Annotated in this window: 12 protein-coding genes; 6 read left to right on the top strand and 6 right to left on the bottom strand. The window is 45.0% G+C overall.

What is annotated here, in order from left to right:
- Window positions 1–158: 158 nt before the first annotated feature.
- Window positions 159–3,062, bottom strand: a complete 2,904-nt coding sequence (uvrA, locus tag O3603_RS04560) for an excinuclease ABC subunit UvrA (protein WP_371521011.1) — start codon at window positions 3,060–3,062, stop codon at window positions 159–161.
- 152 nt (window positions 3,063–3,214) lie between these two features.
- Here uvrA and O3603_RS04555 point away from each other — a divergent pair, with 152 nt between their 5' ends.
- The gene (locus tag O3603_RS04555) at window positions 3,215–3,619 is read left to right on the top strand and encodes a hypothetical protein (protein ID WP_371521009.1); all 405 of its coding nucleotides are present in this window, start codon (window positions 3,215–3,217) and stop codon (window positions 3,617–3,619) included.
- Window positions 3,620–3,804: 185 nt separating this feature from the next.
- Here the strand turns inward: O3603_RS04555 and O3603_RS04550 are convergent, their stop codons facing one another.
- The 5 genes from O3603_RS04550 to O3603_RS04530 form a co-directional block, all read right to left on the bottom strand.
- Window positions 3,805–4,485: a hypothetical protein gene (locus O3603_RS04550; protein ID WP_371521006.1), complete on the bottom strand. Its 681-nt coding sequence runs from the start codon at window positions 4,483–4,485 to the stop codon at window positions 3,805–3,807.
- Between the two features lie 73 nt (window positions 4,486–4,558).
- Window positions 4,559–4,936 (bottom strand): YccF domain-containing protein, encoded by a 378-nt coding sequence (locus O3603_RS04545; RefSeq protein ID WP_371521004.1) that lies wholly within the window; start codon window positions 4,934–4,936, stop codon window positions 4,559–4,561.
- Window positions 4,937–4,990: 54 nt separating this feature from the next.
- A complete protein-coding gene (locus O3603_RS04540) occupies window positions 4,991–5,500 on the bottom strand; it encodes a nitroreductase family protein (RefSeq protein WP_371521001.1) in 510 nt (169 codons plus the stop codon).
- Window positions 5,497–6,546, bottom strand: coding sequence for a bifunctional oligoribonuclease/PAP phosphatase NrnA (locus O3603_RS04535; protein WP_371520998.1), 1,050 nt, complete (start codon window positions 6,544–6,546; stop codon window positions 5,497–5,499). Before O3603_RS04535 ends, O3603_RS04540 begins: the two co-directional genes overlap by 4 nt.
- A gap of 167 nt (window positions 6,547–6,713) precedes the next feature.
- Window positions 6,714–7,625, bottom strand: a complete 912-nt coding sequence (locus O3603_RS04530) for a nucleotidyltransferase (RefSeq protein WP_009435947.1) — start codon at window positions 7,623–7,625, stop codon at window positions 6,714–6,716.
- Between the two features lie 526 nt (window positions 7,626–8,151).
- Between O3603_RS04530 and O3603_RS04525 the strand changes: the two genes are divergently transcribed.
- From O3603_RS04525 to hisS, 5 genes are all read left to right on the top strand, one after another.
- Entirely contained in the window at window positions 8,152–8,433 is a 282-nt protein-coding gene (locus O3603_RS04525; protein ID WP_371520995.1) for a hypothetical protein, read from the top strand.
- A 22-nt stretch (window positions 8,434–8,455) separates the two neighbouring features.
- A complete protein-coding gene (locus O3603_RS04520) occupies window positions 8,456–8,878 on the top strand; it encodes a hypothetical protein (RefSeq protein WP_371520993.1) in 423 nt (140 codons plus the stop codon).
- A 405-nt stretch (window positions 8,879–9,283) separates the two neighbouring features.
- Window positions 9,284–9,790 carry a Fur family transcriptional regulator gene (locus O3603_RS04515; protein ID WP_314518175.1) on the top strand — a complete coding sequence of 169 codons (507 nt, stop codon included), beginning with the start codon at window positions 9,284–9,286 and terminating at the stop codon, window positions 9,788–9,790.
- Window positions 9,787–11,061 carry an adenylosuccinate synthase gene (locus O3603_RS04510; protein WP_371520990.1) on the top strand — a complete coding sequence of 425 codons (1,275 nt, stop codon included), beginning with the start codon at window positions 9,787–9,789 and terminating at the stop codon, window positions 11,059–11,061. Before O3603_RS04515 ends, O3603_RS04510 begins: the two co-directional genes overlap by 4 nt.
- Window positions 11,062–11,250: 189 nt before the next feature.
- Window positions 11,251–12,612 (top strand): histidine--tRNA ligase, encoded by a 1,362-nt coding sequence (gene hisS, locus O3603_RS04505; protein ID WP_371520987.1) that lies wholly within the window; start codon window positions 11,251–11,253, stop codon window positions 12,610–12,612.
- Window positions 12,613–12,814: the final 202 nt, after the last annotated feature.

Raw genomic sequence — 12,814 nt, 5'->3', positions numbered from 1 at the left:
CGAATGGAGAAGGGCGCTTCCTTAATTCTAGAATATTATTACTTCTATTTCTGCTAACCATCCTCTCCCTTCCTACTAGCAGTTTTCACGCCCCTCTCCATTCGGAGAGGGGACGGGGGTGAGGCTGTAGATGGTTGGTGGGGAGGCCTTTTGTTGGATTAAGAAAGGCTTCCTCTCCTCAAGTACTGACCCGTAAGACTCTCCTTACAGTTGGCGACTTCCTCTGGAGTACCAGCTATCACGAGGCGTCCCCCTTTGTCTCCTCCATCGGGACCAAGGTCTATGACGTGGTCAGCACACTTGATGACGTCAAGGTTATGTTCGATGACTAGGATGCTGTGACCACGTTCGATGAGTGCATGGAAGGCTTTGAGCAATCGCTTAATATCGTGGAAATGAAGTCCTGTAGTCGGTTCGTCGAAGATAAAAAGCGTTGGTTCCTGTTGCTCTTGACCAATGAAATAAGCCAATTTAACACGTTGGTTCTCTCCACCTGACAGCGTGGACGAGTTCTGACCGAGCTTGATATAACCCAAACCAACATCCTCTAAGGGCTTTAACTTATTCACTATCGCGCGCCGTTTATGCTCCGTAAAGAACTGAATAGCCTCTGATACGGTCATATTCAGCACGTCATTGATGTTCTTACCATGGAACTGCACATCAAGAATCTCACGTTTGAAACGTTGCCCGTGACAGGCTTCACACTCCAAAACAAGGTCTGCCATGAACTGCATCTCAACTGTTATGACACCCGCCCCCTTGCATTCTTCACATCTACCACCATCTATGTTGAACGAAAAGAACTGTGGGCTGAAGCCCATCTGTTTAGCTAATGGCTGGTCAGCAAATAGCTTTCTAATCTCATCATACGCTTTCACGTAAGTTGCGGGATTAGACCTTGTGCTCTTACCGATGGGGTTTTGATCCACAAACTCCACGTGTTTAATCTGCTTCCAGTCGCCTCCAAGACTTGAATACTCGCCTGGAACGTCAGCAACCTCATCCAGTCTGCGTTTCATGGCAGGGTAGAGTATGCCCTTGACGAGCGACGACTTACCACTACCACTCACCCCCGTTACAACCGTGAGGACGTTCAATGGGAATCGAACATTTATGCCCTTGAGGTTGTTCATGCGTGCTCCTTTCAGTTCGATAGCCATGTTCCAAGGGCGACGAGAGGTTGGAGTTGGGATCATTTCAGTCCCCGTAAGATATTGAATAGTATGTGATTTTGGGTATTCTGATAGTAGTTTCTTCGATTCGGCATTGCCTTCTTTGTCCTTACCAGTGGGGGCAATGCGCTTAATATCTGACACTTTGCCTTGGAAAACAATCTCTCCTCCGAGCCTACCAGCGTCAGGTCCCACATCAATCAAGTAATCCGCAGCCCGCATAATCTCCTCATCATGCTCCACAACTACCACTGTGTTGCCCAGAGCTTGCAACTCTTTGAGTACGTGGATGAGCCTATCAGTATCGCGACTATGCAATCCGATGGAAGGTTCATCAAGTATATACAACGATCCAACGAGCGAGGATCCAAGCGAAGTGGTGAGGTTTATGCGCTGACTCTCACCTCCACTCAATGTGTTCGATTGGCGATTAAGGGTCAAGTAACCCAATCCCACGTCCAAAAGGAACTGTAATCTGTGAGTGATTTCAGTGATAAGTCGTTTGCTAACTTCCTTTTCGTGTTCCGTAAGTTGCAGCTTGTCAAACCATTGCTTGAGCTCAACTATAGGCATATCAACGAGGTCTGTGATTGCACGTCCGCCTATCTTCACCCACGAAGCCTCCTTTTTTAATCGTGTTCCACGGCACTCTGGGCATACAGTCTTACCTCTGTAACGACTCATCATGACGCGGTATTGAATCTTATATTGGTTCTCTTTGACCATTTGAAAGAATGAATCAATGCAGACACGGTCGTGTATATCCTTCTTCCTATCGCTTGGCAGTCCCTTCCATAGGCACTCCTTCTCTTGCTTCGAAAGCTCGAAGTAAGGTTTAAAGATGGGGAAGTCGTCTTGAGCAGCACGTCTGCAGAACTCTTCCTTCCATGCTTCCATCTTGTCACCATGCCAACATTGCACGCAACCATCATACACTGATAGCCCCGAGTCAGGTATTACTAACTTCTCATCAATGCCTATCACGGAGCCAAAACCCTCACAGGTAGGGCACGCACCGAGCGGTGAATTGAATGAAAACATATTGTCGTTAGGTTCTTCAAAGCGTATTCCATCAGCTTCGAAACGTGTAGAAAAGGTGTAAGTGAGCTTTGCGGGCAGTATCATCAGGCGTAGTGTGCCATCTCCCTCATAGAAGGCTGTCTCGCAAGAGTCGGTTAATCGAGAGATAGCATCCTTTGAGTTCTCCACCGACATACGGTCTATTACAAGGTAGATTTCGGCTTTCTCTTTCTCTTCCGATGGTTTCTTCTTATCTTTCTGTTGCTTATCAGCCTCATTTACAGGGTGTTCTTCGAGCCAATCCTCTATGCGAATGAACTCTCCATTGACGTAGATACGAGAGTAGCCCTCCTGTATTTCCATCTCAAGTTGTGCCTCTTGAGAGCGTCCCTCTACCACATGTAGAGGCGAGAGAATGCAGAACTTTGTCCCTTCAGGGTATGTTTTTACACGTTCAATGACGTCTTCAACGGAGTGATGCTTCACTTCCTCGCCTGAAATGGGGCTGTAGGTACGCCCGATACGAGCGTAAAGCAGACGGAGATACTCGTATATTTCAGTCGAAGTACCCACTGTTGAGCGTGGATTACGTGCTATTACCTTCTGTTCAATGGCTATTGCTGGGGGCAAGCCTTTGATGAAGTCGACCTCAGGTTTCGACATTCTCCCTAGGAACTGACGTGCGTATGCTGACAAACTCTCTACGTATCTGCGTTGTCCTTCAGCGTAGAGTGTGTCGAAAGCAAGGGACGATTTGCCCGAACCCGATACTCCCGTGATAGCGACGAAATTGCCTTGAGGGATCTTGACATCAATGTTCTTGAGGTTATTCACCCGTGCTCCTTTTACCTCGATATACTTATTCATAACTCTTAATAATTCTTATCTACACTCAACGAATATGCTTAAAAGAAGTTTAAGTAGGGTTGAGTCTTATGCAAAAGTACGAAAAAACTTTGGTTCTTTGTGGCTTTTCGCTTATATTTGCGGCCTATTTTTGATTTTAAAAGAATAAGATTATGAGAGTTAAAAAGTTATTGGTAATGGCTCTGATAGCACTTCCTACAATGGTAATGGCGCAGAGCACTTATGAGCCAGTGGGCAGTTCGGATAACAAAACACCACTAGAGAACAAGACAGTAAACCCTGTTTACCAGCAGTGGTTGAGCCAGTATGTAGAGGTAGGACGCAAGATTAACGATATATCTGCACAATATCAACGTGAGATCGACAAGCGTGGTTACCCTAAGAAGAAGACAGTTCAAGCTAAAATGGAGCTCGTTAGCCAGTACATCTATTTGTTGAAACAAGAGCGTGATACGCCCGATTTGAATCAAAACCTTGATGTTCAGAAGGTCAACGATAAGATAAGTCTATGGCAAAGTCAGCTTGATGGCTTGGCAAACTTGCTGAAGAAGATCTAATAAAGAGTATTATTTCATACGCTAGAAGGCGTCGGAAGTTCTGTTAATCGAACTTCTGACGCCTTCAGTTATTTGTGCATAAAGGTTTACGTAGGTCTTTCAAAGCCTCTAGTCATTTGTTCGTAAAGGTTTACGCAAGCCTTTCAAGACCTCTAGCAACCAATGACAACGCATGGGGATGAGCCTTACTCGGATTCTTTGGCTTGCTCCTTTCCGTCCGTATCAAGCAACACCTCTTTGTCACCAATGCGTGCCTCAAAGTATGGCGGTTCGTCTCTTAACGATATACTATCATATATGAAAGGTGCCACAACGGTGTCTTTACCATCTGGAAGAATCAGTCCTAACTTGCCATCCAGTTGCGCTATTAGCGGCATAGTACGCAAGTCGTCCACATAAACATAGCATGTGCGGAGGAACTCATACTTAGGTTCTACGAGCGTGCGACCCCTATGGTCGAGGATACCAAAGCGTCCATTGCGTTCGATGACTTCGTGATACTTGATGTAAATCTCACGTATCAAGTTCAAGTATCTGACCATCTTTCGCTTGTCATTGACCAACGTTACAAGATAATCAAAGGTGTCGGAATAGTTTGCCATAGCACGAGCTAGGACGATCTTCATATCTAATCCCTTGATAACCTTGCGGTTCAAGTCGATGTAATGGGCTATTGCTGCCTCCTTCTCTTCCAACGATAAGTCCTTTAAATGCTCCTCGAAGCGCAACATCTGTTGCTTACTTCCGTGCATAGCTTTGATATATCGGTGGATACGTCGCCCCATTTCCATGCAAACGAAATGGCGTATTCTCTGTTCCTCTATCGGGTCAGTGTATTCTTGGTTGAAGTTGTCTAGCGTAATCATGGGCGTTACCTCCTATGTTTTTCGCCAAAGTTACAGACTTTTCGTGGCTCCACCAAGAATTATAAAGAGTTTTTTATAAGTTCAACGTAACATCCTTTCCAAAGGGAGCAAGGCACAATCCTGCCATCTTGAAGTGCTGCTTTGCGAAGGGAATCCCTATAATGGTTATCCCTAAGAGGATGCCGAAGAAGACATGACAAAGCCATGCCCACAATCCACCGAAGATAATCCAAATGATATTAAGGGGTACAGTGAGGCACCCGAAAGTATTGTCGGTGTTATGCACCTCAGCCCCGAACGGCCATAAACAAAGCAGTCCGAGCTTGAAAGTTTGTATAGCGACAGGGATGCCAACAATGGTTAATGCCATGGCAAGACTCCCCGTGAAATAACCGATGGCGGCCTCCAGTCCACCGAAGAGCCACCACAGAATGTTTCCAATAAAGCGCATATATATAATAAGGTGTAAGTTGATAAATAAGGTGAAAGGCGTGACGAGGCTAAGTTATAGCATCTCCGTTATCTCCTCCAAAGGCTTCCGTTTCTTCTCATTCATCGGACAGTCAGGGGCGATGTGACCAATAGGAATAATCGCAACTGCCTCATATCCAGCTCTAGGGAATGCCTCTTTGATTTTTGCTACATCATAATTACAAACCCAACAGCAGCCTAAGCCTCGTTCTGCAACAGCCAAACAAAGGTGCTCTGTGGCAATGGCTACGTCAATATCTCCGTGTGACTTACTATCTTCCGGGCGTACCCAACAGCCTTCCACAGCCTTCATACAAATGATGTAAAGCGGTGCTGAGGCAAACCACTCACGTTTGTAACAGGCTTGCAACTGCTTGCGTGCCTCTGACGACTTGACCACAACGAACTTCCAAGGCTGTTTGTTCACTGCCGAAGGAGCCATACGTGTTACCTCAAGAATATACTTTAAGTCCTCTTCCGATACCTGTTCGGCGGTGAATTTACGTACTGAGAATCGCTTTTGTGATAGTTCTAATAAGTTCATAATACCTTTGTTTGTAATTGATCCTTATAATAAAGTAGCGCCTTGATAACCACCTTTTCCGCTTCATCAAGCGTACAATTCAGTTTACCACCGGCTGCATCTGCATGTCCACCACCATTGAAGAACCTTGTAGCCATGGGCTGGCAATGGAACCCGTTACATGACCTTAGACTCACCAAGATGGTGTTTTGCTTCTCAGTATCCTCTCTTAACGATATACTGAGTTTAAGTCCTTTGATCTGTTGAGGTATGTTCACGAGTCCTTCCATGTCTCCTTTAACAAAGTGGAATTGCGTCATATCCTCCTTCGTCACCGTATAATACGAAGCATGTAACTCCTCAATGACCTTCATCTTATTAAGGATTATATGCGAGCGAAGGCGTAATGCGTTCGTAGAATAGTTGTGGAACACTCGGTTATAAATCTCATCTTTATCAATCCCCTTCGTTAGTAACTGTCCAATGATGTAGTAGATCTCTGGTCGGGAAGAGTTATATGTGAAGCCACCAGTGTCTGTCATCATACCGCAATATATACATTCAGCACACTGACGGGTCATCGTCTCGAATCCATCTAACTGACAGATGAGGCGGAAAACAATCTCACTTGTACTCGACATATCCGGTCGGGAGATAGCCAGCGCACACCCTTCATCAGGGTCCAAGTGGTGGTCGATGAGCAAACGGGGGGCTTCCGACGACTCCAAAGCGTCCTGCATTGCATCCACACGGGAGGGCTGATTGAAATCGAGACAACACACAAGGTCAGCCTCTTTAAAGATTCGCTCCACCTCACGAGGGCGTCGGTCATAACGAATGACGGTGTTACTACCAGGCAACCAATGTAAGAAATCGGGTGTAGCATCAGGCATACACACCTTCACGTTGGTCTTTCCTATCCCATTCAGATAGTTCATCCATGCCAGAGAAGAGCCCATGGCATCACCATCAGGTGCTCTGTGAGCACAGATAACAATGTTTTCCGCAGAGGTAAGCAACTGTCGTAATGAGGCAAGCTCATCCTGTTTTAATAAGTTTAAATCCATTGTGTGTTGTTCTACTTATAGATATTGTAGGGGTGAAACAATCCTTCCTTCACATCCTATGCGTCGACACGGAAGGCGAAATCAAAAGCTGGGGTGCATGACTTATGGGGCTTAGAACGATTGTTCCTCACCAGCACACAGGTCACACATCCCCATGACTTCTTTATTTAAAATAGCTTAGCTGGGTAAGTACCATCGTCTATCAACGACTGAATCTTCGCAACGACACTCTCTCGATCAGCGGCATATGTAACGCCAAACCACTTGCTCGTCGTGTCAAGCACCTTAACTGTTGCAGTGCCATCGTTGATGAGTTTGTTCACCATCAGCGGTATGAAGTACTCCGCCTTCTTGTTTTCTATGTTCTTCGGATCCGATAAGAACTCCTTGAAATAAGCCTCGCTATAATCGAAGTAATCAGGTGTGAAGCCCCATACATTCATAGAGACTGGGGTGTTATCACTCACTGCGACCCACTCGCCCTGCTCATCCTTGTATTTCACTTCGCCCTCACGACGCTCAATCTCAGTGCGTTCCACAACCGTTGTGAGGTTACCCTCTGCATTCGTAGAACAGATACCACGTGCCACAGTTCCATTATCGCTAAGGGTGTTACCAACGCGGAATCCAACCATAGCATACTTGTTCTTAGCACCTTCGGGGAGGTCGGCAAGGAACTTACCAATCACCTTGAAGCAGTCACGATTGTAGAAATCGTCGCAGTTGATGACGCAGAAAGGCTCCTTGATAACGTCCTTTGCCATCAAAACAGCATGATTGGTGCCCCATGGCTTCTCACGTCCTTCAGGTACAGAGAAGCCCTCAGGCAGTGCATCAATGCTTTGGAAGACTAGCTCGGCAGGGATATGTCCTTCATACTTAGATAGTACCTGCTTGCGAAACTGGTCCTCGAAGTCCTTACGAATGACGAATACTATCTTGCCAAAACCAGCCTGGATGGCATCATAGATAGAGTAGTCCATGATTGTTTCACCATTGGGTCCGAGCTCATCGAGCTGCTTGAGACCACCGTAGCGGCTACCCATTCCAGCCGCAAGAAGTAATAATGTAGGTTTCATCTTTTTGTTTTTATATCGTTAATCTATTGTGGTTTGCTAAACAGACCATCTATTGTTATATGCTGCAAAGGTAAGAAAAAGATTTGTATATCACCATCTTTTTAGATAGAATACATAGCCTTATCCAAACAACAAAAAGCCAAACAACCAACCACAACCAGCCAAACAACCGTCCATCTACAGCCTCACCCCCGTCCCCTCTCCGAATGGAGAGGGGGCGTGAATACTATTGTTTGCGAATAAAGGGGGCGTTTCTTTGATGCAAAGGGAGGCTCTTTTCGACATAAGGAAACGCCCTTCTCCAATCGAGAAGGGCGTTTCCTTTAATTCTAGAATATGATTACCTCTATTCCTGTTTAGCATTACTTTGCAAGCTAATAGCAGTATTCACGCCCCTCTCCATTCGGAGAGGGGATGGGGGTGAGGCTGTAGATGGGCTGTTGGAGAGGCTGTAGATGGTTGGGGGAGAGGCTGTAGATGGGCTGTTGACTACCTAAAGTTCGTTGGACAAGACAAGTATCTCTTTGTGAGTCGTGTGCCTTCTTTGCTTCAGCGAAAGCCCACTCCTTGTCTTACTCGTCCACAATATGTGGAGCAGATAAAGCATGGCAATGGTGTAAAGAACTGCATTGAGTTTGTGAGTTTACAGGACTTGAAGGGCTCAATCTACTTCGGTGGCAGTCATAAGAAACTAGAGGAAGTGGCAGAGCTAACGTGGAATTTGCTAGTAATAGATGAAGCCCATGAGGGCGTAGATACCACTGGATGCCGAACAGGTGATGCTCATTCCTCGACGAATACGCTCTAAGGAGGTGGTGAGAAGTGGCTTTATGAGTAACTTCCTCGTCGCTAATATCTCCAATATCTATGGGTGTTCTGCAGGTGTAATTAGCATTATCAATAAGTTTGATGCTATAAAAGAATCGAAGAAGAACAGCATTAATACCGATGATGTGGAACAATTATCTCATGAGTTAGATGCCGATGGGAATGCCCAACCGAGTGCCAATCAGGTGGCAGAGAGACAGGCAAGATTGTTTGGAGATAAGATATATGGTGAACCGAAAGAAGCAGTGGATAACATCATTGAAGAGAGTTTCGAGCGGTATAGCCAGGCGAAAGAGAAGAAGGGAAAGAGTGCTGAGGAACAGTTGATTGATAGTGTGAGTGAACAGCTGAACAGCGTTATTATCACTTGCGTCAAGCCGATAGTCTGCCCGCTGCAAAGGCAGGAACTATGGAAGAGTTTTTAGATGAGGTGTTTTGAAAGAAACACCTCTCTTGAAACTTTCAAAGACTAGCTTGCGAATGTTACTACCTCTCTTTGAATTAATATAAGCCTTTGATTCCTAACGTTATAGGTGATATGTTAAAGGGGACAGCAACTATTATTTAAAATAAAATAGGGGTTTTTAGTAAGATAGGGATAGGTACGTTGAGGGGCAACTTATCATAAGGAAAAGGTAGGAGAATGCTCCCTGAGTTTGCAAACAACAATGGGAGAGATGGCAAATAAGAATCTTTATGAGGGGAGAATGCCCTGCATTAGTAAGATGAAGTGGCCTATCTCTTCCCCTTCTCTTTAACTTTTTTTTATTACCACATACTAGTTATATCATTAAAAAACACTAACTTTGTGCGAATTTAATCAGTAAGTTGTGACTAAAGACATAGTCAAAAAAAGAGTTCGAGATATTCTGGATGAGTACCTCGAAGCGAATAATCATCGCAAGACATCAGAGCGGTATGCTATTCTTGATGCCGTGTATGACATGAAAGGACACTTCTCTTTAGACGAATTGGGCGTAGAGCTTGAAACAAGGAACTTCCGTGTATCTCGTGCAACGCTGTATAATACAATGCGTCTATTCATAGAGTTGCGCCTTATCGTTAGGCATCGTTTCATCGGACAAACCATGTATGAGGCTTGTTACGATAATGAAGATCATATCCACCAGATATGCACTGTATGTGGAACAGTGACCGAGGTTGAGTCTCAGGAGATCACTGAAGCGATTAAAAACACTAAGTTTTATCGGTTCCGCAGAGATGGTTTCTCATTATATATATATGGTATATGCTCTCGCTGTCAGGCTGTTCTATCACGTCAGAAGAGCAAGTTCTTAACCCAAAAGCAAGGTAAAAACTCACATAAAAGCAAATGAACACAGGTAAAGTTGATGTCCTGTTGGGTCTCCAATGGGGTGATGAAGGTAAGGGAAAGGTCGTAGATGTACTCACACCACGTTATGATGTTGTGGCTCGCTTTCAGGGTGGTCCTAATGCAGGACACACGCTTGAATTCGAGGGAGAGAAGTATGTTTTACGTTCCATCCCATCGGGTATCTTCCAGGGAGGAAAGGTCAATATCATTGGTAATGGAGTGGTCTTGGCACCTGATCTCTTTATGGGAGAAGCAAAGGAGTTAGAGAAGAGTGGGCACCCACTTAAGCAACGTTTGCGTATCTCAAAGAAGGCTCATCTCATCATGCCAACCCATCGCATCCTTGATAGAGCATACGAGGCTGCTAAGGGAAAGAATAGAGTTGGCACAACAGGTAAGGGCATTGGTCCTACCTACACAGATAAGATTAGCCGTAATGGATTGCGTGTAGGAGATATCTTATGTGACTTCGATCGTAAGTATGCAGAGCACAAGGAACGCCACATGAAGATGTTAGCAGCATTGGGGTGGACTGACTTTGAAGGTTTTGATGATACTGAGAAACTATGGATGGAAGGCATTGAGTACATGAAAGAGTTTGAGTTTGTTGACTCTGAGCATGTCATCAATCACCTATTACGTGACGGCAAGAACATCCTCTGTGAAGGTGCTCAAGGAACAATGCTTGATGTCGACTTTGGTTCTTATCCATTTGTTACTTCATCCAATACTATATGTGCTGGGGCTTGTACAGGACTAGGTATTGGACCTAATAAAGTGGGCAATGTCTATGGTATCATGAAGGCATATTGCACACGAGTTGGTGCTGGTCCATTCCCAACAGAGCTGTTTGATGAGACTGGAAAGAGGATTCGTGACCTTGGTCATGAGTATGGTGCTGTAACTGGAAGAGAGCGTCGTTGCGGTTGGATAGACCTTGTTCAGCTTCGTTACTCAGTAATGGTTGATGGTGTGACAGAGCTTATTATGATGAAGAGTGACGTACTTGACACCTTCGAAACCATCAAGGCTTGCGTTGCATACGAGCTTCCTGACGGTACACAAACACAGGATTTCCCATACGAGATTGATGATGTGAAACCAATCTATAAGGAGTTCCGCGGTTGGAAGAAGGATATGACTCACTGTCGTTCTGCAGCAGAGTTCCCACAGGAGTTCCGCGATTATGTTGCTTTCTTGGAGGAGTATCTTGAGACCAAGATTGGCATTATCTCTATCGGTCCTGACCGCGAGCAGACAATCGTTCTATAATCAATATAGGAACAAAAGAATTTTGAATAGTTAAGAGAATAAGGTTGTTAGGGAAGTAAAAGAACAAGGATATAAGGTCATTAGATGGTTCTCTCCTCTATAACTGACAATATCGTTTCTTTCACTTCTCTATCTCCTCCAATGCTCTTAACTCCTTTTTTATATTAAGAAGAATAACTATAACAGACAATGGCAAATAAACCTTCCATCCCAAAGGGCACCCGTGACTTCGGACCAGAGGAGATGGCAAAACGTAACTACATATTCGATACAATCAAAAGTGTCTATGCTTTGTATGGATTTCAGCAGATTGAGACACCTGCCATGGAGACTTTACACACCTTAATGGGCAAGTATGGCGATGAAGGAGACAAACTCCTCTTTAAGGTGTTGAACTCTGGTGACTATCTGAAGTCGGTTAGTGACGATGAATTGAAGGAGCGTAACACGTTGAAGATGCAAACGAAACTATGCGAGAAGGGACTTCGTTACGATCTTACTGTCCCCTTCGCACGCTACGTAGTCATGCATCGTGAGGAACTGCAGTTGCCTTTCAAGCGTTATCAAATACAACCGGTATGGCGTGCCGACCGCCCTCAAAAGGGTCGTTATCGTGAGTTTTACCAGTGTGATGCCGATGTTGTAGGTTCTGACTCACTATTAAATGAGGTGGAACTAATGCAGATTGTGGACACAGTCTTCACCAAGTTAGGGGTGAGAGTACAGATAAAGATCAATAATAGAAAGATTCTTACGGGTATTGCCGAGGTGATTGGTGAGAAGGATAAGATTGTTGATATCACTGTTGCCATTGATAAGCTCGATAAGATAGGACTTGAGAATGTAAACGAGGAGTTGCGTGCTGATGGTATATCAGAGGATGCGATTGCTAAGTTGCAACCTATCATTAAGTTGGAAGGAACCAACGAAGAGAAGTTAGCAGTGATTGCGGAAGCCTTGAAGGAGAGCGAGACTGGACTAAAGGGAGTTGAGGAAACACGCTTTATCCTTGATATGTTGAAGACGTCCGGACTAAAGAATGAGATACAACTCGACCTTACCTTGGCACGAGGACTTAACTACTACACTGGCGCCATATTTGAGGTTAAGGCGTTAGATGTGCAGATTGGCTCTATTACTGGTGGTGGTCGATATGACAATCTCACGGGTATCTTTGGTATGCCAGGGCTCTCTGGCGTTGGTATCAGCTTTGGTGCTGACCGCATATATGACGTTTTGAACACCCTAGACCTTTATCCAAAAGAGAGCGTGCAAGGCACTCAATTACTCTTTATCAACTTCGGTGAGCAGGAGACAGCATACTGTCTTCCAATCGTAGCAGCCGCTCGTCGTGCGGGTATTCGCACCGAGATGTTCCCCGATAAAGCAAAGATGAAGAAGCAGATGAGCTATGCGAATGCAAAGAACATCGGTTTCGTGGCTCTTGCTGGAGAGTCGGAAATGGAAGAAGGAAAGGTTACTTTGAAGAATATGACTACTGGTGAACAAACGCTTGTGACGCCAGAGGAGTTAATAGCGAGGGTAAAGTAATAAAGAGAAGAAGCCTCACCCCCAACCCCTCTCCGAATGGAGAGGGGAGTGATTACTGCTATTGGCTTGCAAAGTAATGCTAAACAGGAATAGAGGTAACAATGTTCTAGAATTGAAGAAACGCCCTTCTCGATTAGAGAAGGGCGTTTCCTTATGTCGAAAAGAGCCTCTCTTTACATCAAGGAGATGCCCCCTTTATTTG

The sequence above is a fragment of the Prevotella sp. 20925_1_30 genome (genome assembly GCF_041433025.1).
In the GTDB taxonomy this organism is placed as follows: domain Bacteria; phylum Bacteroidota; class Bacteroidia; order Bacteroidales; family Bacteroidaceae; genus Prevotella; species Prevotella vespertina.
The sequence above is the reverse complement of the archived record's forward strand: the minus strand, read 5'-3'. Positions and strand labels throughout refer to the sequence as shown.

What these genes read in the sequence shown, in the direction of transcription:
- uvrA (WP_371521011.1), bottom strand. Translation starts at nt 3,062, where the DNA reads ATGAATAAGTATATCGAGGTAAAAGGAGCACGGGTGAATAACCTCAAG.
- O3603_RS04555 (WP_371521009.1), top strand. Translation starts at nt 3,215, where the DNA reads ATGAGAGTTAAAAAGTTATTGGTAATGGCTCTGATAGCACTTCCTACA.
- O3603_RS04550 (WP_371521006.1), bottom strand. Translation starts at nt 4,485, where the DNA reads ATGATTACGCTAGACAACTTCAACCAAGAATACACTGACCCGATAGAG.
- O3603_RS04545 (WP_371521004.1), bottom strand. Translation starts at nt 4,936, where the DNA reads ATGCGCTTTATTGGAAACATTCTGTGGTGGCTCTTCGGTGGACTGGAG.
- O3603_RS04540 (WP_371521001.1), bottom strand. Translation starts at nt 5,500, where the DNA reads ATGAACTTATTAGAACTATCACAAAAGCGATTCTCAGTACGTAAATTC.
- O3603_RS04535 (WP_371520998.1), bottom strand. Translation starts at nt 6,546, where the DNA reads ATGGATTTAAACTTATTAAAACAGGATGAGCTTGCCTCATTACGACAG.
- O3603_RS04530 (WP_009435947.1), bottom strand. Translation starts at nt 7,625, where the DNA reads ATGAAACCTACATTATTACTTCTTGCGGCTGGAATGGGTAGCCGCTAC.
- O3603_RS04520 (WP_371520993.1), top strand. Translation starts at nt 8,456, where the DNA reads ATGAGTAACTTCCTCGTCGCTAATATCTCCAATATCTATGGGTGTTCT.
- O3603_RS04510 (WP_371520990.1), top strand. Translation starts at nt 9,787, where the DNA reads ATGAACACAGGTAAAGTTGATGTCCTGTTGGGTCTCCAATGGGGTGAT.
- hisS (WP_371520987.1), top strand. Translation starts at nt 11,251, where the DNA reads ATGGCAAATAAACCTTCCATCCCAAAGGGCACCCGTGACTTCGGACCA.